The organism is Allobosea sp. NPDC003192 (assembly GCF_050275675.1).
GTDB lineage: Bacteria > Pseudomonadota > Alphaproteobacteria > Rhizobiales > Beijerinckiaceae > Allobosea.
In genome coordinates this window covers 18,783-37,353 of record NZ_JBNNPK010000021.1, presented here as the reverse complement: position 1 = coordinate 37,353, position 18,571 = coordinate 18,783, and the positions used below count along the sequence as shown (strand labels likewise).

General features: G+C 67.2%; 18 protein-coding genes and 1 tRNA gene. 5 read left to right on the top strand and 14 right to left on the bottom strand.

The annotated features are described in order from the left end of the window. Positions 1-27: 27 nt before the first annotated feature. Complete coding sequence (locus ACQKLX_RS23950) at positions 28-813, bottom strand: hypothetical protein (RefSeq protein ID WP_427364063.1); 786 nt, start codon at positions 811-813, stop codon at positions 28-30. Between the two features lie 58 nt (positions 814-871). After that, positions 872-2,008, bottom strand: a complete 1,137-nt coding sequence (locus tag ACQKLX_RS23945; protein ID WP_427364062.1) for a DSD1 family PLP-dependent enzyme — start codon at positions 2,006-2,008, stop codon at positions 872-874. A gap of 108 nt (positions 2,009-2,116) precedes the next feature. On the opposite strand from ACQKLX_RS23945, the gene ACQKLX_RS23940 reads away from it, so the two are divergent. The 3 genes from ACQKLX_RS23940 to ACQKLX_RS23930 all read left to right on the top strand — a co-directional run bounded on the left by ACQKLX_RS23940 (position 2,117) and on the right by ACQKLX_RS23930 (position 6,116). Next, entirely contained in the window at positions 2,117-3,937 is a 1,821-nt protein-coding gene (locus tag ACQKLX_RS23940; protein ID WP_427364061.1) for an ABC transporter ATP-binding protein, read from the top strand. Next, positions 3,900-4,463, top strand: a complete 564-nt coding sequence (locus tag ACQKLX_RS23935; protein ID WP_427364060.1) for a GNAT family N-acetyltransferase — start codon at positions 3,900-3,902, stop codon at positions 4,461-4,463. Before ACQKLX_RS23940 ends, ACQKLX_RS23935 begins: the two co-directional genes overlap by 38 nt. Before the next feature lie 120 nt (positions 4,464-4,583). Beyond that, a complete protein-coding gene (locus ACQKLX_RS23930; protein ID WP_427364059.1) occupies positions 4,584-6,116 on the top strand; it encodes an MFS transporter in 1,533 nt (510 codons plus the stop codon). Positions 6,117-6,122: 6 nt separating this feature from the next. Here the strand turns inward: ACQKLX_RS23930 and ACQKLX_RS23925 are convergent, their stop codons facing one another. The 5 genes from ACQKLX_RS23925 to ACQKLX_RS23905 form a co-directional block, all read right to left on the bottom strand. Continuing rightward, on the bottom strand, positions 6,123-6,710 hold the full coding sequence (locus ACQKLX_RS23925; protein ID WP_427364058.1) for an invasion associated locus B family protein: 588 nt from the start codon (positions 6,708-6,710) through the stop codon (positions 6,123-6,125). An 81-nt stretch (positions 6,711-6,791) separates the two neighbouring features. Beyond that, complete coding sequence (gene obgE / locus ACQKLX_RS23920) at positions 6,792-7,835, bottom strand: GTPase ObgE (protein WP_427364057.1); 1,044 nt, start codon at positions 7,833-7,835, stop codon at positions 6,792-6,794. 82 nt (positions 7,836-7,917) lie between these two features. Further along, positions 7,918-8,571, bottom strand: coding sequence for a GNAT family N-acetyltransferase (locus ACQKLX_RS23915; protein ID WP_427364056.1), 654 nt, complete (start codon positions 8,569-8,571; stop codon positions 7,918-7,920). Between the two features lie 155 nt (positions 8,572-8,726). Further along, a complete protein-coding gene (gene rpmA / locus ACQKLX_RS23910; protein WP_427364055.1) occupies positions 8,727-8,993 on the bottom strand; it encodes a 50S ribosomal protein L27 in 267 nt (88 codons plus the stop codon). A gap of 99 nt (positions 8,994-9,092) precedes the next feature. Continuing rightward, positions 9,093-9,788 carry a 50S ribosomal protein L21 gene (locus ACQKLX_RS23905; RefSeq protein ID WP_427364054.1) on the bottom strand — a complete coding sequence of 232 codons (696 nt, stop codon included), beginning with the start codon at positions 9,786-9,788 and terminating at the stop codon, positions 9,093-9,095. A 346-nt stretch (positions 9,789-10,134) separates the two neighbouring features. Here ACQKLX_RS23905 and ACQKLX_RS23900 point away from each other — a divergent pair. Continuing rightward, positions 10,135-10,224: transfer RNA gene (locus tag ACQKLX_RS23900), tRNA-Ser, on the top strand. A gap of 205 nt (positions 10,225-10,429) precedes the next feature. On the opposite strand, the gene ACQKLX_RS23895 is transcribed toward ACQKLX_RS23900, so the two are convergent. The 4 genes from ACQKLX_RS23895 to ACQKLX_RS23880 all read right to left on the bottom strand — a co-directional run bounded on the left by ACQKLX_RS23895 (position 10,430) and on the right by ACQKLX_RS23880 (position 14,434). After that, positions 10,430-12,025, bottom strand: coding sequence for a DHA2 family efflux MFS transporter permease subunit (locus tag ACQKLX_RS23895; RefSeq protein ID WP_427364053.1), 1,596 nt, complete (start codon positions 12,023-12,025; stop codon positions 10,430-10,432). Continuing rightward, positions 12,022-13,116 carry an HlyD family secretion protein gene (locus tag ACQKLX_RS23890; RefSeq protein ID WP_427364052.1) on the bottom strand — a complete coding sequence of 365 codons (1,095 nt, stop codon included), beginning with the start codon at positions 13,114-13,116 and terminating at the stop codon, positions 12,022-12,024. The genes ACQKLX_RS23895 and ACQKLX_RS23890 overlap by 4 nt, the downstream gene beginning before the upstream one ends. 83 nt (positions 13,117-13,199) lie before the next feature. Beyond that, positions 13,200-13,613, bottom strand: a complete 414-nt coding sequence (locus ACQKLX_RS23885) for a cupin domain-containing protein (RefSeq protein ID WP_427364051.1) — start codon at positions 13,611-13,613, stop codon at positions 13,200-13,202. A 56-nt stretch (positions 13,614-13,669) separates the two neighbouring features. Beyond that, positions 13,670-14,434 (bottom strand): SDR family oxidoreductase, encoded by a 765-nt coding sequence (locus ACQKLX_RS23880; protein ID WP_427364050.1) that lies wholly within the window; start codon positions 14,432-14,434, stop codon positions 13,670-13,672. 236 nt (positions 14,435-14,670) lie between these two features. Here ACQKLX_RS23880 and ACQKLX_RS23875 point away from each other — a divergent pair, with 236 nt between their 5' ends. Continuing rightward, positions 14,671-16,263, top strand: a complete 1,593-nt coding sequence (locus ACQKLX_RS23875; protein WP_427364145.1) for a winged helix-turn-helix domain-containing tetratricopeptide repeat protein — start codon at positions 14,671-14,673, stop codon at positions 16,261-16,263. A gap of 233 nt (positions 16,264-16,496) precedes the next feature. On the opposite strand, the gene ACQKLX_RS23870 is transcribed toward ACQKLX_RS23875, so the two are convergent. The 3 genes from ACQKLX_RS23870 to ACQKLX_RS23860 form a co-directional block, all read right to left on the bottom strand. Next, on the bottom strand, positions 16,497-17,138 hold the full coding sequence (locus ACQKLX_RS23870; RefSeq protein ID WP_427364144.1) for an NADPH-dependent F420 reductase: 642 nt from the start codon (positions 17,136-17,138) through the stop codon (positions 16,497-16,499). Next, positions 17,135-17,884 (bottom strand): 3-oxoacyl-ACP reductase family protein, encoded by a 750-nt coding sequence (locus ACQKLX_RS23865; protein ID WP_427364049.1) that lies wholly within the window; start codon positions 17,882-17,884, stop codon positions 17,135-17,137. The genes ACQKLX_RS23870 and ACQKLX_RS23865 overlap by 4 nt, the downstream gene beginning before the upstream one ends. A gap of 76 nt (positions 17,885-17,960) precedes the next feature. Then, positions 17,961-18,467 carry an ester cyclase gene (locus ACQKLX_RS23860; RefSeq protein WP_427364048.1) on the bottom strand — a complete coding sequence of 169 codons (507 nt, stop codon included), beginning with the start codon at positions 18,465-18,467 and terminating at the stop codon, positions 17,961-17,963. Between the last annotated feature and the right edge of the window lie 104 nt (positions 18,468-18,571).

Sequence of the window (18,571 nt, the reverse complement as noted above, 5' to 3'; positions counted from 1 at the left end):
GGTTAGCCGACTCAAATCCGAGTCTCGTCAAGCGGCTAGCCGGTAATTCCGCCAAACGCAGACCTTGTGCACATATTCCCGGTCGCGCTCGGCCTCGCCGAAGGGGGCGACCGGCCAAGGCCAGCTTTCATCCTCCTGCGGGCGTGCGACGCCGTACATCAGGTCGAGCCGCTCATGGATTGCTCCGGCACGGTCGCGCTCGATCATCTCGACATCGCTGATCAGGCAGACATGGCCCTTGAAGCGGGCGAGGTCGTCGAGGTGCCAGGCAATGCAGCGGCCCGGGAGGTTCTCGGGCAAAGCGGCGGCGCGGGCGGGGTTGTCTTCCAGCCAGTCGGCGACCGGCCAGGCCAGCTGCGAGAGCAGATTTATTGAGACAACGAGGTCGACGCTGTCGTCGTCAACGAGATCGGCGACCGGGTCCTGCCGTTCCGCCGCCTCTCCGGTGAGCCAGGCCATCGCGCCGGTGAGGTCGCGGCTGATGAGACTAACCTTCTTCTCCCGCCACGTTTTCAGGCGGAGCAGCGGCAGATGGACGATGTCGATGAGCACGACTTCGTCGAAGCTCTCGCAGAGCAAGTCGAGCGGGATATCGCGGGCTGGGCCGGAGCCGAGCACCACGACCTTGCGCCGCCGCGGCAGTGCCTCTGCAATTTCGGCGATGATGGCGCGGCAGCGGGCCTGATGCGGCTCCCAGGCCTTGCGCTGGCGTTGCCCGCGCGACCAGAGCGCGATGCCTTCCCGCAGCAGCCCGAACCGGCGCGCCAGCGGCGCGGCCGGTGTCAGGGCCTGCAGCGCCAGTTCCGCCAGCATCAGGGCGTGATGCCGAAAAGTGGATGCCGGTATTCGGACAACGTCATGCCCCCAGGAATCAGCTGAGCGCCCCGCGCGCCGCGACCGGCCAGACCGCCTCGACATGCGCGTCGGGGCCGTTGAGCCCGCGCACGCAGACATACCAGTCGTGCAGGTTGACGGTCGGGTCGCAATGGCCGGGCACGAGCAGGACGCGGTCGCCGCGATGCGGCACAGCGACGGGATCGCCGGTCAGGATGCCGTGTTCGTCGGAGGGTTTGGTGTAGATCACGCCGTCGCGTTGCCACGGCACCGGCATACCGGAATCGACCGCGGCGGCCTTGTGCCCGGCATCGACGATGGCGCGGTCCGGCACTGGCTTGCTCATCACGCCCGCGAGCACGAACAGCGCATGCTGGAAGGTGTGGAAGGTCGAGCCGTCGGCCATGCGGTTCCTGGCGTAATCGGCGTCCATGAAGATGTAGGAGCCGCATTGCAGCTCGTTCCAGATGCCGGAGCGGCTCTCCAATTCGAAGGTGCCGGTGCCGGCGCCGCCGACGGTCTCGCAGGCGAGGCCGGCCTGGGCGAGGCGCTCGATCGCGTTGCGAGCGAGCAGGCCGGCGCGCTCGATCGCCTCGCTGCGCTCGTCGATCGAGCGCATATGCTGGGCCGAGCCGTGATAGGCCTGCACGCCGCGAAAACGCAGCGTGTTGCTGCGTGCCACCGCCTCGGCGAGCCGCACCGCCGCCTCGCCGGGCGCGACGCCGCAGCGTCGGCCGCCGATGTCGAGCTCGACCAGCACGTCGAGGACGACGTCGTTGCGCGCCGCGGCCTCGGCGGCCTCGCGCACGCCATCGATATGGTCGACACAGAGCCCGATGCGGGCCTCGCGGGCGAGCTTGGCCAGCCGGTCGAGCTTGGCCGCGCCGGCGATCTCATTGGTGACGAGCACGTCGGTGACGCCGCCTGCGACCAGGATTTCGGCCTCGCCGACCTTCTGGCAGCACTGGCCCACCGCGCCATGGGCGATCTGGCGCAGGGCGATCTCGGGGCTCTTATGCGTCTTGGCGTGCGGGCGCAGGCGCAGGCCGCTCGCCTCGGCAAAGGCCGCCATGGTGACGAGATTCCGCTCGAAGGCATCGAGATCGATGATCAATGCGGGGGTATCGATCTCGGCGAAGGACTGTCCGGGCCGGGCCGGCGGGGCAAGGGGCATGGGCTCTCGATGGCTGGTGAATCAACTCATGGCTATCGGACGTCAGCTTCGTGTCCGGAGCAAGACCGGCAGTGGCGCTCGCATGGCGGTCATGTTAGGCCGCGCGCCATGAAGATCGGCCGCGTCACCGACGACACCCTTGCGCTCTTTGCCCGAGTCTGGCGCGAGCGCGGACGGCAATACCTGCCGCAAATGCTCGCCATCCTCGCCCTCGTCGTGGTCATCGCGGCGACGACGAGCTTCTATCCGCTGCTGATCAAGGCGGCGTTCGATGCTTTCGCCGACCCGATCGGGGCCGAGGCGACCGGCTTCGTGCGCCGCGCCGAGCGGCTGGTCTCGAAATCGCTCGGCATCGAGATCGGCGTCGTCAACGCGGTGGCCGTGGTCGTGATCATCGTCACCGCGATCAAGGGCTTCTCGCTGCTGACGCAGACGGTGATGACCAACAGCGTCGTCAGCCGAATCGAGGCGGACATGCAGAGCGCGCTCTACGCGCATCTGATCGATGCGGACCTGGCGCAGCTGCAACGAGAGAACCCCGCCTCACTCACCCAGCGCTTCACCACCGACTTCACCTTCGTCAAGGAAGCGCTGACGCGGCTGGTCAATATCGCGGTCCGCGATGTGATGACGGCGATCGCACTCGTCGGCGCCATGCTCTGGATCGACTGGAAAATGACGGCGGTGGTGCTGCTGATCGCGCCGATCGTCGCCCGTCCGATCGGCCGGATCGGCAAGAAGCTGCGCCGAATGGCGATGTCGCAGCAGGAGCAGACCGGCATCATGGCGGGCCTGGTCACCGAGAGCCTGCAGGGCGCGCGCGTCGCCAAGACCGATTCGCTCGAACCCTATCTCAAGGATCGCGCCGCCGCCGCTTTCGAGACGATCCGGACGCTGAAGATGAAGGCTGCCAATGCACGTGGCCGGCTCGATCCGCTGCTCGAGGTCGCCGGCGGCATCGCGGTCGCAGGCGTGCTCGCTGCGATCGGCGTGCGCATCACTTCCGGCACGTCCACGGTCGGCGACTTCACCGGCTATGTCTCGGCGCTGCTGCTCGCGGCGCAGCCGATGCGCTCGCTCGGCAATCTCAACGCCATCGTCCAGGAGGCGGGCGCCTCGCTGAAACGCTATTATGCGCTGATCGACGAGAAGCCGCTGATCACCGAGCGTCCGGACGCCAGGCCTCTGGCGGTGAGCGGCGGCGAGATCGCCTTCCGCGACCTGCGCTTTCGCTATCGCGACGACCAGCGCGGGCTGGAAGGCATCGACCTCGTCGCCGCGGCCGGCAAGACCACGGCGCTGGTCGGTCGCTCCGGCTCGGGCAAGTCGACCATGCTGGCGCTGGTGCCGCGCCTCTACGATGCCACCGAGGGCAAGGTCGAGATCGACGGCCAGGATATCCGCGACGTGACCCTGCGCAGCCTGCGCGGCCAGATCGGCGTGGTCAGCCAGGATGTCGTGCTGTTCGACGACACGGTGCGCGCCAATATCGGTTTCGGCCGCCCGGGCGCGAGCGAGAACGACATCATCGCCGCGGCCAAGGCGGCTGCCGCGCATGACTTCATCATGGCGATGCCGGAAGGCTATGACAGCCGGGTCGGCGAGCGCGGCTCGCGGCTTTCCGGCGGCGAGCGCCAGCGCCTCGCCATTGCCCGCGCCGTCCTCAAGGACGCGCCGATCCTGCTGCTCGACGAGGCCACTTCGGCGCTCGACACCCAGTCGGAGCGGCTGGTGCAGCAGGCGCTGGCGGAGCTGACCAAGGGCCGGACCACGCTCGTGATCGCTCACCGGCTCTCGACCGTGCGCGAGGCTGACCAGATCGTCGTGCTCGACGAAGGCAAGGTGATCGAGACCGGCGATCACGACGAGCTGATCGCCCGCGACGGCGCCTATGCGCGGCTCTATCGGCTGCAGTTCGCGGAGGGGTAAAGCCATTCGCCTGGAGACCGAGCGCCTCATCCTCGATCTGCATGGGTTGGAACAGTTCGAGCCGCTTCACCAGATGTGGGCCGATGCCGCGGTCGTGCGCCATATCGGCCAGCCCTCGAGCGTGCAGGAAGCCTGGATGCGGCTGCTGCGCTATCGCGGGCTCTGGCCGCTGCTCGGCTATGGCTACTGGGCGCTGACCGAGAAGGCGAGCGGGCGCTTCGTCGGCGATCTCGGCTTCGCTGATTTCCACCGGGAGATCGAGCCGTCGATTCGCGGCATACCGGAGGCCGGCTGGGTGCTCGCGAGCTGGGCCCATGGCCAGGGTTTCGCCAGCGAGGCGCTCGCCGCGGCACTGGGTTGGCTCGACGGACGGACCGGGCACGAGAGCTCGGTCTGCCTGATCGCGCCGGAAAACGCGCCTTCGCTGCGGCTCGCCCGGCGTTTCGGATTTCGCGACGAGCGCGTCGTCAGCTTCCTGGGGCATGAGACGCTGTTGCTTCGGCGCTCAGGGCCGGCGGAGCGTTGAGGTAGCGCGCCGGCTCCGATACAAGCATGGCGGGCATGCGGCGCGCGCGGGCTCCTGCTGACAGGACCTGCCACATTCCACTGGCAGTGTCGCTGCTCAAAAACCGACGAGATTTGGACCGTGACGACTTCTTCGACCGCCAGCGCCGGGGTGCGCAAGGCGACGCGCCGCGAATGGCTGGGCCTGATCGCGATCGCATTCCCCTGCATGATCTATTCGATGGACCTGACGGTCCTGAACCTCGCCGTGCCGACCTTGACGCGCGAGCTCAAGCCCTCGGCTGGTGAGCTGCTCTGGATCATCGACATCTACGGCTTCATGGTCGCCGGCTTCCTGATGACCATGGGCACGCTCGGCGACCGGATCGGCCGGCGCAAGCTCCTGCTGATCGGCGCGGCCGCCTTCGGCGTGGCCTCGGCCGTCGCCGCCTTCTCGACCAGCACCGAGATGCTGATCGTGATGCGCGCGCTGCTCGGCATCGCCGGGGCGACGCTGGCGCCCTCGACGCTCTCGCTGATCGCGGTGATGTTCGAGGACGAGACCGAGCGCACCTTCGCGATCTCGATGTGGATCGCCAGCTTCTCGGCCGGCGCCGTGATCGGCCCGCTGATCGGCGGTGCGCTGATCGAGTATTTCTGGTGGGGCTCGGTCTTCCTGATCGCAGTGCCGCCGATGCTGATCCTGCTCGTGATCGGTCCGATCCTGCTGCCGGAATACAAGGCGCCGCAGGCGGGCAAGCTCGACCTCGTCAGCGCGTTGCTCTCGCTGGCGACGATCCTGCCCGTGATCTATGGGGTGAAGCACTGGGCCGAGTTCGGGCTCTCGGCCTATGTGCTCGGCTTCATCGTCGTCGGCTTCGCGCTCGGCGTCGTCTTCGCGCGCCGGCAGAAGCAGCTCGCCGATCCGATGGTCGATTTGACCCTGTTCGCTATTCCAGCGTTTCGCGCGGCGCTGGCGATCAATCTCGCCGGCATCATGGTGATGTTCGGCAGCTTCATCTTCATGGCCCAGTACCTTCAGCTCGTCGCCGGACTGACGCCGCTGGAAGCGGGAATCTGGTCGCTGCCCTCGGCGGTCGCCTTCACGCTCGCCTCCTTCGCGGTGACGCCGCTGACCCTGCGCTTCAAGCCGGCGACGCTGATGGCGGGCGGCATGGTGCTCTCGGGCCTCGGCTTCGCCTGGCTCGCCTTCGCGCCGAACCTCGTCCAGATCGTCGCCTCCTCGATCGCGTTCTCGATCGGCTTCACGCCGGTGGTCGCGCTGACGACCGGGATCGTGGTCGGTTCGGCGCCGCAGGAACGGGCCGGCGCAGCCTCGGCCATGTCCGAGACCAGCATCGAGCTCGGCGGTGCGCTCGGGATCGCGGTCTTCGGCAGCCTCGGCACGGCGCTCTATCGCCGGAGCATGTCGGATCTGTCGGTCGCGGGCGTGGATGGCGCAGTGCTGGCGCCGGCACGCTCGACGCTCGGCGGGGCGCTGGCGACGGCCGAACGGCTGGCGCCGGACCAGTCCGCGCATCTGCTCCAGGCGGCGCGCGAGGCCTTCATGACCGGCTTCCACGCGGTCGCGCTGATCGCGATCGCCGGCATGGTGTTCTGCCTCGCGGTGGCGCTGACGACCTTGCGCGATGCAAGGCCTTCGGGCGCGCATTGACGCCGCTTATGGCTCGCGCAGCAGCGCCTCGGCTGCAGCCGGGAAACCGCGGAAGGAGAGCGGCAGCGCGACCTCGCGCTTGCCGGCGTCGAGATAGCGCATCTGGCCGGCCTCGCCGAAGCCGCGCCAGCGCTTGAAGGCGTCGTCACTCAAGGCGATCTCGGCGAAGCAGCCGCCCGGCAGGCAGCGCTGGAAGATCGCGGTCGCCTCGTCCTTGTCGGCGACGCTGACGCGCACGCCGGCATTGTTGCCGAGCGACAGGTTCGGCGGCACCTGGATAACCAGCTTGATCGGCTCGTCCTTGACCGGCCGGCCGATGGCGACGAGCGCGATCGGACCACGCTGGCCCTGCTGCTCCAGTGTCTGGACGATCTCGCAGACGCGGGCCGCGACGCTCGTCTGGCAGCGCAGCACCCAGTCGCCATAGCTCGCCGTGGTGTTGTCGGGCTGCGAGACGGCGCCGGGGGCGGGAGCTGGCGTCGCTTGCGCCTGGTTCGATCGCTGCGGGGCAGGGCGCTGCGCCGGCGTCTGGGCAAGCGCGGTACCGGCCAGAAGCAAGGCGAAGAAGGCGAAGGCGGTCGGTCGTCTCAGCATGGCGGCTCGGGTCCCAAGCGGGCGATCGCCGAGTTCAAGACCAGGACCGGCCGCAGCGCAAGCGGCAGTTGCCGGCAGCCGTCACGGATGCCAGCCGGTCTCTTCCGCGGGGGCTTCGTGCTTGGCCTCCTGGGCGCGTGCTTCCTCGACCACGGCGAAGACCGCTCGCAATGCCGCCTCGACGCCTTCGCCGGAGGCGGCGGATAGGGCGATCGGCGTGCGGCCGCAGGCGCGCTTCAGCCGGGCGAGTTGTTCCTTGCGCACCTCCGGCGTCAGCGCATCGACCTTGGAGAGTGCGACGATCTCCGGTTTCTCGTCGAGATCGGCGCCATAGGCGGCGAGCTCCTTGCGCACGGTCTTGTAGGCCTTGCCGGCATGCTCGCTGGTACCCTCGACCAGATGCAGCAGCACGCGGCAGCGCTCGATATGGCCGAGAAAGCGGTCGCCGAGACCATGGCCCTCATGCGCGCCCTCGATCAACCCGGGGATGTCGGCGAGCACCATCTCGCGCCCGTCGACGCGGACGACGCCTAGGCCGGGATGCAGCGTGGTGAAGGGATAATCGGCGATCTTCGGCTTCGCGGCCGTCACCGTGGCAAGGAAGGTCGACTTGCCGGCATTGGGCAGGCCGACCAGGCCGGCATCGGCGATCAGCTTGAGCCGCAGCCAGACCCAGCGCTCCTCGCCCGGCAGACCGGGATTGGCATGGCGCGGCGCCTGGTTGGTCGAGGTCTTGAAATAGGCGTTGCCGAAGCCGCCATTGCCGCCCTTGCACAGGACGAAGCGCTGGCCGGGCTCGGTCAGGTCGGCGATCAGCGTCTCGCCGTCCTCGTCCAGGATCTCGGTGCCGGGCGGCACCTTGAGCACGATCGGGGGACCGTTGGCGCCGTGCCGGTCCTTGCCCATGCCGTGCTCGCCGATCCGGGCCTTGAAGTGCTGCTGGAAGCGGAAGTCGATCAGCGTGTTCAGGCCCTGGACGCATTCGACCACGACGTCGCCGCCGCGCCCGCCATCGCCGCCATTGGGCCCGCCGAACTCGATGAATTTCTCGCGCCGGAACGAGACGCAGCCGGCGCCGCCGTCACCGGCCTTCACATAGATCTTGGCTTGGTCGAGGAATTTCATGATCGCTAGGTAGTCGTATGCGCCGCGTGGGGCAATGCGTTGCGCATGAAAACGGGCCCGCCGCCAGGCGGGCCCGCGATTTTCACGCCATGCAGGGCTCTTCGCTGAAGCGCTCCGCCTGCTGCTGCTCCGCAGCCGGCAGCGGGGCCCAGCCGGAGGCGCTCCAGCTCTTCAGCGCCGCCCAGGTCGAGCGGTCGAGCCGGAACTGCTCGCAGGGGAACAGGCCGCCGCGCGCCGGCAGCGACTTGAGGAAGGAGCCCTCCTGCCGGAAGCCGCTCTTCTCCAGCACCCGGCGCGAGGCCGGATTGATGACGCGGGTGTCGGCCTCGATCGCGTCGATCTCGACCAGCGAGAACATCGTGTCGATCAGCGCCTGCACCGCTTCGGTGGCGTAGCCCTTGTTCCAGTGCGGCGTGCCGAGCCAGTAGCCGATGAAGGGCCGCCCGCTTGCCTGCTTGTGCGCGCCGATCATGCCGATCAGCTCGTTCGGCTTCTCGCGCGGGGTGATCGCCAGCACGAGATGCTCGCCCAGCGCATTGCCCTTGCGCGTCGCGAAGACGAAGGGGTCGACCGCCTGCGTCGGATAGGGATGCGGGATCGAGGCCGTCATTTCGGCGACGGCCTTCTCACCGGCGAGACGCAGGATGGCGGTGGCGTCGGCGATCCGCGGCCAGCGCAGCCACAGCCGCCTGGTCTCGAGCCGGAAGACGTCGTCTCTCGTCAATTCGGGGAACATCGGGGTCTCTCCGTCGGCGCAAACGAAAGGGGGAGCTGGGCTTTGGTCCCATCTCCCCCTCGCTTGACCTTCGGGAAACCCGTTAGGGGCTCTTATTCCCTTGATCCGTCCGGTTCGATGGAACCGGCGGATCGAGAACATTCCCTATCCGCCGTTTACTCTGCGGCCTCTTGGGCCGGGACTACGTTCACGAAAGCTCGGCCGAGCTTCGTCGTGAATCGGACGCGACCATTCGACGTGGCAAAGAGCGTATGGTCTTTGCCCATGCCGACGTTCGCGCCGGCATGCCATTTGGTGCCGCGCTGACGAATGATGATGTTGCCGGCCACGACCGCCTGGTCGCCAAAACGCTTCACGCCGAGACGCTTGCTTTCGGAGTCACGACCATTGCGCGACGAACCGCCTGCCTTTTTGTGAGCCATAACGCCCTACCTCAAAAACTCTTCAGTCCATGTAACCCGAATCGGTGGCAAAAGCCACCCCGATCGGGCGTGAAGCTTCGCGGAGCCTGTCAGCGCCGGTCAGTAGTCTTCGCCAGAGGCGAGCTCGGCCTGGTCGGCCTTGGCCCGCGGCGGCTTGCCGGCGAGCAGCTCCTTGGCCTGCTCGACCCACTCCTCGCGGGTGGCGCGGCCACGCAGCTTCAGCTCCTCGTCCCACTTGGCGACGTCGGCCTCGGTCCAGGCGGCGATGTCGTTCCAGGAGGTGATGCCGGCGGCGCGCAGCTTCTTCTCGATGGTCGGGCCGACGCCCGAGATCAGCGAGAGGTTGGAGGCGTCGAGGCCCTCGGCCTTGGCGTCAGCCTTGGCCTTGGCAGGCTTGGCCGCAGCCTTGCCCTTGACGGTTTCGCTGCCGGCCTTGAGCGCGACGGGAGCGGCTTCGCCCTTCTTCATCTCCGGCTTCTTGCCGCCGGTGAGGATGTCGGTGATGCGCACCACGGTCAGCTCGGCGCGGAAGCCGCGCTTGCGCTTGGAATTCTGGCGGCGACGCTTCTTGAAGGCGATGACCTTCTCGCCGCGAGCCTGCTCGACGATCTCGCCGGCGACGGTGATGTCACCGAGGAAAGGGGCGCCGATCGTCGACTTCTCGCCATCGGTCAGCATCAGCACGGAGCCGAACGCGACGGTGTCGCCCGGATTGCCCTCGATCTTGGCGACGGTGATGCGGTCATTGGCGGCGACGCGGAACTGCTTGCCGCCGGTCTTGATGACTGCGAACATCTTAGTGTTCTCCATGTTGAGCCCCGCCCTGTCATGGCTCCCTTCAAGGAGCGCACGCGGGACGGCTTTTTGGCAGTCGGTTGCGTGGTCGGGTTTGCTCTTCTGAGCCCGCTGCATCCGCCGCATAGAAGCGGCATGGCCGGCGGCAGCCAAAAGAGATCAGGCGCGGGTTTCCCCACGCCGGACGCGGCTTCCTAGTCGCGCATGGGCGATGCGTCAAGGAAAAGCAGCATGCCAGCGCAGGATTTCAACGCTGTGACAGAGTTGTGGACGCATCGCGTCGGAAAGGCTTGTGCCGGGCGGACGCAATGTGTAGTAACCAGCCCGCTTCGACCAGAGCGACCGCGGACAGGTGGCAGAGAGGTTGAATGCACCGCACTCGAAATGCGGCATACCCGCAAGGGTATCGGGGGTTCAAATCCCTCCCTGTCCGCCATCACTCCTGCGCTAAGATCATGATTTGATTGAGAGATCAAAGATCGCTCGCGCCCGAAACCCCAACTATTACCCCAACACGGTCATTCATTAAGCAATGCGATTCCTATTCGCGCCAAAAATCGCCGGCCGGTCCCCCGGGCGAGATGCGCCAGGAGCGGAAATTGGTTTCATGCCCGGAAGCGGACACCTGACAACGAGCCTCTTCATCCTTGAGCAACAGTCGCGCGTGCCTTCGCGGATCGAGCGAGCCCGATCTTGATTCCGACCAGCACGGGGGCTGCGACGACGAACAGCAGGGCGACGGCGTTGAAGGCGGTGTCGAAGGCGATGACGGCGGACTGACCGGTCACGAGCCGGCCGAGCAGGCTCGCCGCTGCCCGGCTGGCCGCAACCGCATCCATCCCCTTCGCCGTCAGCAGCGCCGTCATGGTCGCCAGCCGCTCCATCACCGCCGGCCTCCCGGCGGCGATATTGGCGCCGAGGACCGAGAGATTGGCGATGGTGTGATGGTCGATCAGCGTCTGGAGAGCCGCGATCCCCATGAGCCCGCCGAGCTGACGGCCGGTGTTGAATAGGCCGATGCCGCTGGCGAGGCCGTGGCTGGGAAGATCGCTGAACGCGATCAGGTTGATCGACAGGAACAGGAAACCGAGGCCGAAGCCGCGCAGCAGGATCGCGGTCATCATGTCGTGCGCCCCGCTCTCGCTGCTCGAACCGGAGAGCAGCCACATCGCGACCATGAAGATCAGGATGCCGAAGGGCACCGTGGCGAAGGGTGGCAGGTGGCGGAACTGGATGAGACAGGCGGCGAGGAGCAGCGTGCCGATGAAGGCTGCGCCGCTCGGGAACAGCAGCAGGCCGGCATCCGTCGGCGTGAGGGCGAGGACCGAGACTGCGAAGGAGGGGAGCAGGAACCCGCTGCCCGACAATGCGGCGCCGGCGACGAAGCTGACGATGAAGGCGAAGGTGAAATCATTCGCTCCGAAGATGCCGAAGTCGAGCAGGCCCCGGCCTTTGGCCATGACCTGCCGGCCGAGAAAGGCGAGTAACGCGGCGACGCCGAGCAGCGCCAGCCAGAGGATACGCGGCTCCTCGAACCAATCCCAGCGGCTGCCTTGCGAGAGGACATAGCTGACGCAGAAGAACGTGACGGAGATCAGCGCGAAGCCGGCCCAGTCGAAGGGGCGCGGCGCCTCCCTGGCGGACTCCGGGCCGTCTGCGATCAGCAGGAGCCCGGCGGCCGCCAGCGCCAGCGGAACGATGCCGAAGAAGATCCAGGTCCAGGAATGGGTGTCGACCAGCCAGCCCTGAAGAGCCGGCGCGATCGTCGCGGGCGCGACCACGGCGCCCATCGCGAACAGCGCCTGGAGCAGCGGCTGATGGGCGCGCGGATAGCGCAGGAAAACCAGCGCCTGACCGGCGATGAGCAGGGCGCCGCCGCAGAAGCCCTGGACAATCCGCAGTGCGATCAATAGATCCAACCGGGCAGTCATCGCGGCGAGGCCCGACGCCAGCCCCATCGTCAGGGTCGCGGCGATGACCAGGCTGCGCGGGTCGATCCGGCTCACCAGCCAGGGCGCGGTCACGAAACCGATCAGCTTCAGCGTAGTGTAGCCGATGTCGAGCCAGGCGAACTCGTCGGGCGTGGCGGAGGTGTCGCCGATGATGTCGCTGCGTCCGAGCGCGAGGACAGTGCCGGCGATCGCCTCGGTCAGCGTGGCGAGTGCGATGCCGATGAGGAGAAGGGTGCCGGCTGCGGGGCTGTCGCGGCGCGGCGGGGCGACGACGAGCGCGGTCATGAGCCGCTTCCTCCGCTGATCTCGACGCGGGCGGACAGGCCGGGCACGAGGCGGCCGGGCAGCGGATTGTTCGCAAACCGGATCTTGACCGGAACGCGCTGGACGACCCGGACGAAGTTGCCGGTCGCATTGTCGGTGGGCAGCAGGCTGAAGGCTGAGCCGCTGCCGGGGGCGAAGCTGTCGACCACGCCCTGCAGCACCTGGTTCGGATAGCCGTCGACACTGATCCGGACCTGCTGGCCCGGCCGGATCTCTTCGAGCTGCGTCTCCTTGAAGTTGGCGACGACCCAGACATCGTCGACCGGGACGATGTCGAGCAGGGCGGTTCCGGGCGCGACCAGTCGGCCGACGCGGACCTGGCGGTTGCCGATCACGCCGCCGACCGGCGCACGGACTACCGTGTTGTCGAGATCGATCTGGGCGAGGTCGCGCGCGGCCTTCGCCTGCGCCACGGCGGCGACGGCTGCTTCGCGCTGCGTGGTCAGGACAGCGATGCGCTGCTGCTGCGCCTCGATCGTCGCCGAGGCGGCTGCCAGGTTGGCCTCGGCCCGCGAGCGGGCGGCGTCGCTCTCGTCGAGCAGCGCCTGGCTCACCGCATTGCTGCGGATGAGCTCGCGCCGCCGCCCTTGCGACCGTGTCGCCAGGGTCACTTCGGCGATCGCCGCCTGCTTCTGCGCTTCGGCCTGCTTGACCAAAGCGTGCTGGAGCTTGGTCTCGGCGTCGACATTGGTGACGTGCGCCTGCGCCGCCTCGATATTGGCCACGGCCTGGGCGAGCTTGGCGCGATAGTCGGCATCGTCGATCCGGAACAGGGTGTCCCCGGCCTTGACCGCCTGGTTGTCCTCGATCTCGACCGCTATGACATAGCCCGCGATCTTCGGCGCGAGCGAGGTCACGTCGCCGCGGATATAGGCATTGTCCGTCGCCTCGCCGCCGGAACGGGCATTGGCCCATCCGACGGCCGCGGCCGCAACGGCGCCGAGGCACAGCAGCACCCCGACGATCTTTTTCTTGTTGGGCCGTGCTGCGGGGGCGGCATTCCTGGCGCCCTCGTCTGTCACGACGATGCCCGTCTCCTCCTGGGAGTCCATGGTCCTGTTCCCGTTGAATGCCGTGGCTGCGATCAGCATCCGGCGACGGGGATTCCGTCGCCGCGACGCGAGCCTCGATCAGCTCATTTCTTGACGAATCTGGTCAGCTCCGTGTCGTCGGTGTCGACGACGAACACGGCCAGGATGCGCGCAGGCTTCGTGTCGCTGGCGTTCGCGCTGACGCCGTGGAAGGCGCCGGGCTCTTCAGCCCAGTTTTCGCCGACCTGGTAGATCTTTTCCGGCGAGCCGTTGACGCTGCTGCGGACCGAGCCCTCGAGCACCGTGGCATAGATAAAGGCGGATTTTGCGTGCGTGTGGGCCGGCGAGCCGGCGCCCGGCCCGTATTCGACCAGTACGCCCTTCAGGCTCTTGCCCGGGATGTGTGGCAGCGGGCGATCGAACACGGTCGTGATCTTGCCTGCAGGCCGTTCCTGGGCCGGGGCTGCGGTGGTCGCGAGCATGGTCAGGGCGAGAGCCGAGAAAAATCGTGTGAACATTGCAATCCTCCTGGATGGTCAGCGCTGTCATTCGCGTTCGGGGGAGGGCGCTCGGCTCAGCGGGCCGCCGGCTGAGCCTTCGACTGGCTGAGCCAGTCCTCGAAGCGAATCGCGCCGATGCGCGCGTACTCTCCGGGCGTGAGCGAGCGGTCGGAGAGGACGCCGCCGTAGTAGCGGGCATGGATATCCGGTACGATCTTGCGCGGATCCTGCGTCGCCTTCAGGAAGCGTCGGGCCAGTTCGTCGAGCGGCATCGCCTCGGGGCCGGCGACCTCGATCGTGCCGTTGACCGGCGGAGCGACGGCCGCATCGGCGAGCGCTGCCGCGACATCGGCCGACGCCATTGGCTGGATCAGAGCCGGAGACAGGCGAATTTCCTCGCCGACGACAGCCGACTGGACGATGGCGCCGACGAATTCGAAGAACTGCGTGGCGCGCAGGATGGTGTATGGGATGCCGGACGCCTTGATCAGGCTTTCCTGGGCGACCTTGGCCCGGAAATAGCCGTTGTCGGGCAGCCGCTCGCTGCCGACGATGGATAGGGCGACATGGTGGCGCACCCCGGCGGCGGCTTCTGCAGCCAGCAGATTGCGGCCCGAGGTCTCGAAGAAGTCGAGGACGGCCTTGTCCTCCCAGACCGGCGCGTTCGCCACGTCGACGACGACGGCAGCTCCGTCGAGCGCTTCGGCCAACCCCTCGCGGGTGATGGTGTTGACCCCGGTGTTGGGCGCGGCTGCGAGCACCTTGTGGCCGCGCGCTTTGAGGTTCTGCACGAGCTTCGATCCGATGAGGCCGGTGCCGCCGATGACGACGATCTTCATGGGCTTTCTCCGTGTCTCCCGACTGCAACCATTGCCGTCGACATGGCCGGAGAGTGCCGGTGTGCTTGCAGGAAGTCCTTGCGGCGGGCTTGAATTGCCCTTCAAGAATGCTTGGTTTCTTGTCCAAGATGGCACCTTGCGGCAGAGATGCAGGCGAGGGGCTACCAGTGTCGGACTATGCTCGAGCAACTGCCCCGATCAGGGAGCTGAAGGGGGTCGGCCAGGGGACGACCAGCGTGACATTCGCGTTTGGCGATTATCTGCTCAACCCCGAGCGTCGGGAACTGACCCTGCGTTCGCAGGTCGTGACCGTCGGGCCGCAGGTCTTCGACCTGTTGCTGCATCTCGTCACGAACCGCGACCGGGTTGTCGGCAAGGACGAATTGCTGCAGGCGGTGTGGAGCGGCCGGATCGTCTCGGAATCGACCATCACCAGCCACATCAATGCGGTTCGGAAGGCCGTCGGCGATAGCGGCGAGGATCAGCGCCTGGTCCGGACGATCGCCCGCAAGGGGTTCCGCTTCGTCGGCGAGGTCGAGCAGACCGCAGATGCGAGACAGCCAGCCGGAGCGGGCTTCGTCGAGCGGGCTATGGGGCAGACGGTGGAGTCGCCCTCCACAACACCCCTCCCGCCGGACAGGCCCTCCATTACCGTTCTGCCCTTCCAGAACCTGAGCGGCGATCCAGAGCAGGAGTATTTCGCCGACGGTGTGGTGGAAGACATCATCGCCGCCCTGTCGCGTATCCGCTGGCTGTTCGTCATCGCCCGCAATTCGAGCTTTGCCTTCAAGGGCGGGGCGGTGGATGTGAAGGAGGTCGGCCAGGAGCTCGGCGTGCGCTACGTGCTGGAAGGCAGCGTCCGCAAATCCGGGAACAGGGTGCGCATTACGGGACAACTCATCGACGCTAAGACCGGGACGCATCTCTGGGCAGAGCGCTTCGAAGGCATGCTCGACGACATCTTCGAGCTGCAGGACCAGATCACCGAAAGCGTCGTCGGCGCGGTCGCGCCGCAGCTCGAACGGGCGGAAATCGAGCGCGCCAAACGCAAGCCGACGGAGCGCCTCGACGCCTACGACTATTACTTGCGCGGCACGGCGAAGCTCCACTCCGGAACCAGAGAAGCCATCGAGGCGGCGCTGCCGCTCTTCTACAAGGCCACCGAGCTCGATCCTGAATTCGCGTCAGCCTATGGCATGGCGGCCTGGTGCCATTTGTGGCGCAAGGTGAATGGCTGGATGATCGATCGTCCACGCGATATCGCCGAGGGCGTGCGGCTGGCGCGGCTGGCGGTCGAATTCGGCCGGGACGATGCGGTCGCCCTGACGCGGGCCGGCCATGCGCTCGGTCATTTCACGGGCGACCTCGATGGCGGCATTGCACTCATCGACAGGGCGGTGCTGCTCAACCCCAATCTCGCCGCCGGCTGGTTCCTCGGCGGTTTCCTACGCGCTCTCAACGGCGAAACGACCGCTTCTTTCGAGCATTTCGAGCATGCCGTTCGATTGAGCCCGCTGGATCCCGAAATGTTCAGGATGCAGGTCGGGACGGCGCTGGCACACCTCTTTGCGGGGCACTTCGATGCGGCGGTGGCCTGGGCCGAAAAAGCCGCCGGAAACCTCCCGACCCTGCTTGTCGCGGCCGCCGTGATGGCGGCGAGCCATGCGCTCGCCGGACGCGCCCAGGATGCGCGGCAGGCCATGGAGCGTCTGCACGCACTCGATCCATCCATGCGCATCACCAAGCTCCAGGACTGGCTTCCGATCCGTCGCCCGGAGGATCTCGCACTGTTCGCGGAGGGGTTGCGGCTGGCAGGGCTGCCTGAGTGATCTGCTTGTCGGCTGCCTGGCCATCGGGCGCCTAAGGGGAAGGCAGCGTACTCTTCCCACCGCTCCGTGCTCAATTCGAGCTAAAGGCCAAAGAATTGGTGGCGAAACGCAACGTCGTTCGATGCGCTATCGCTCGCCAGCATGCGCCATTTGCGGTCATTGAGAGGTCGCCCGCAAGCAGACAGTCAGCGCGACGATTTCACCGCGCTCCTCGTTGTCCTATTGGCGGATGCTCAAGCAAACCGCACGAGATTGAGGGCCGGCAGCGGGCCGCCGGGAAACTGGACGAGGCGGGCGCCGAGCGCCAACGCCCCGAGATCAATCCCGAAGAATCCGAGACGATCGATCAGCCCGCCGATCTCCGCCTTGGCCTGTTCATCGTCGCCCGAATAGAACAGCACGCGCCGGCCGCCTTCCGCCCCGGGATCACCGGCAACGAGATGCGGCTGGAGATGGTTGAAGGCCTTCACCACCCGCGCGCCCGGTACGAGGCCGGCGAACACCTCTGACGAAGCGCGCCCGTTGAGCTCCGCCGGCTTGAACAGCGGCGCTTCGATCGGATTGTTGGCGTCGACGGCGATACGTCCGCCGAAATCCGGCAGCCCGGCCAGCGCCGCTGGCAGCTTCGACCAGTTGACCGCGACGAGGACGATGTCCTTTGACGCCGCGTCCTCGCGGGTGCCCGCTTTGATGGTCGGGCCGATGGCGGCAACGACCTCCTTCAGGCTTTCCGGGCCGCGGCTGTTGGACAGGGTGGCCGCGATGCCGTTGCGGGCGAGCGCTGAGGCGAAGGCCTGGCCGATCTGGCCGGCGCCGATGATGCCGATGCTGGGCATGGGATCTCTCCTTTGATGAACGGTCTGATCGGATGTCAGGCGGTGAGCCCGCCATCGGCAACGATGTCGGCGCCGGTGACGAAGGCGGCCTCGGGGCTCGCGAGGAACGCGACGACGCTCGCGATCTCATGCGGCTGGCCGTAGCGGCCGATCGCCATGCCGGGGCCGACGATGGCGGCGACCGGCCCGTCCGCCGGGTTCATGTCGGTGTCGGTCGGGCCGGGATGGACGGTGTTGACCGTGATGCCCTTCGGGCCGAGGTCGCGCACCAGCGAGCGGTTGAAGCCGGTGATCGCCCCTTTGGTCAGGGTGTAGAGCGAAGCGGTCGGAAAGGCGGCGTAGCGTGTCATCGACGAGCCGATCTGGATGATGCGCCCGCCCGGCTTCATGTGCCGCGCCGCCTCCTGCGTCGCGACGAAGACGCCGGTGACATTGACCGCGATCATCCGCTCATAGGTCTCGAACGGAATTTCCTCGATCGGTCCGCTTAGGCCTAGGCCGGCATTGTTGACGAGAATGTCGATGGCGCCGAAGGCCGCGACTGTCTGCGCCACCGCGGCGCGCACGGCCTGCGGCTTGCCGGCATCGGCCTCGATGGCGAGCGCCTTGCCGCCTGCCGCCTCAATCTCGGCGACGACCTGGTGCGCCTTGTCCGATGAGGCGCTGTAGGTGATGGCGACGGCGGCGCCGTCCGCGGCGAGCTTGCGGGCGATAGCGGCGCCGATCGAGCGCGAGCCGCCGGTGACGAGCGCGGCCTTGCCGGCGAGGGGAAGAGAATTCGACATGGTATGGCCTTTTCTTGACTTGGGGCTGGGTAGCCGGCGGCCAAGCCGACCGGCTGGTTGATGGAAGCGGCGCAACTCAGCCCTGGAGCTGCGCGATAAGCCCGGCACCGTCCGCGACGGTCCAGTGGTCGGTGATGCGGCCATCCCGGATGCGCATCACATCCATCACCGCGAAGCGGGTGGTGCGGCCGGTCGGCGCAATGCCGAGGAAGGCGCCGCGATGCGTGCCGTGATAGGTCTTGTAGGTCGAGACGAGATCGCCTTCGGCGACCTGGAGATGGACCTCCGCCCGCCAGTCCGGGAAAGCCGCGCGGAATGCCCGGTAGATCTCGCTTGTGCCGTCGCGGTCCGGACGGAAACCGCCGAAGGGCGTGTGATCGACATAGTCCGTGGCGAAGAGCTGCTCGAACACCGCGAAATCACCGTCGCGCTGCACCTCATCGAGCAGGCGGCGGATCACCGCTTTGTTCGCCTCCTCGCGGTTTCCGTTCCCAGCCGCCGCGGGCAGCGGCAGGAGCGCGCTGACGAGCCCGGCAATCGCCGTACGGCGCCCGAGGGAAGCGGCATTGGTCGGAGACGGCATGGTCTTCACTCCGGTCGGTTTCAATGGAGCGAAGATGGCGGGTTTATTCCGAGATGATTAGGCGATATTGATTTGATAGATTTTCAATTATCCCTTGAAAGATG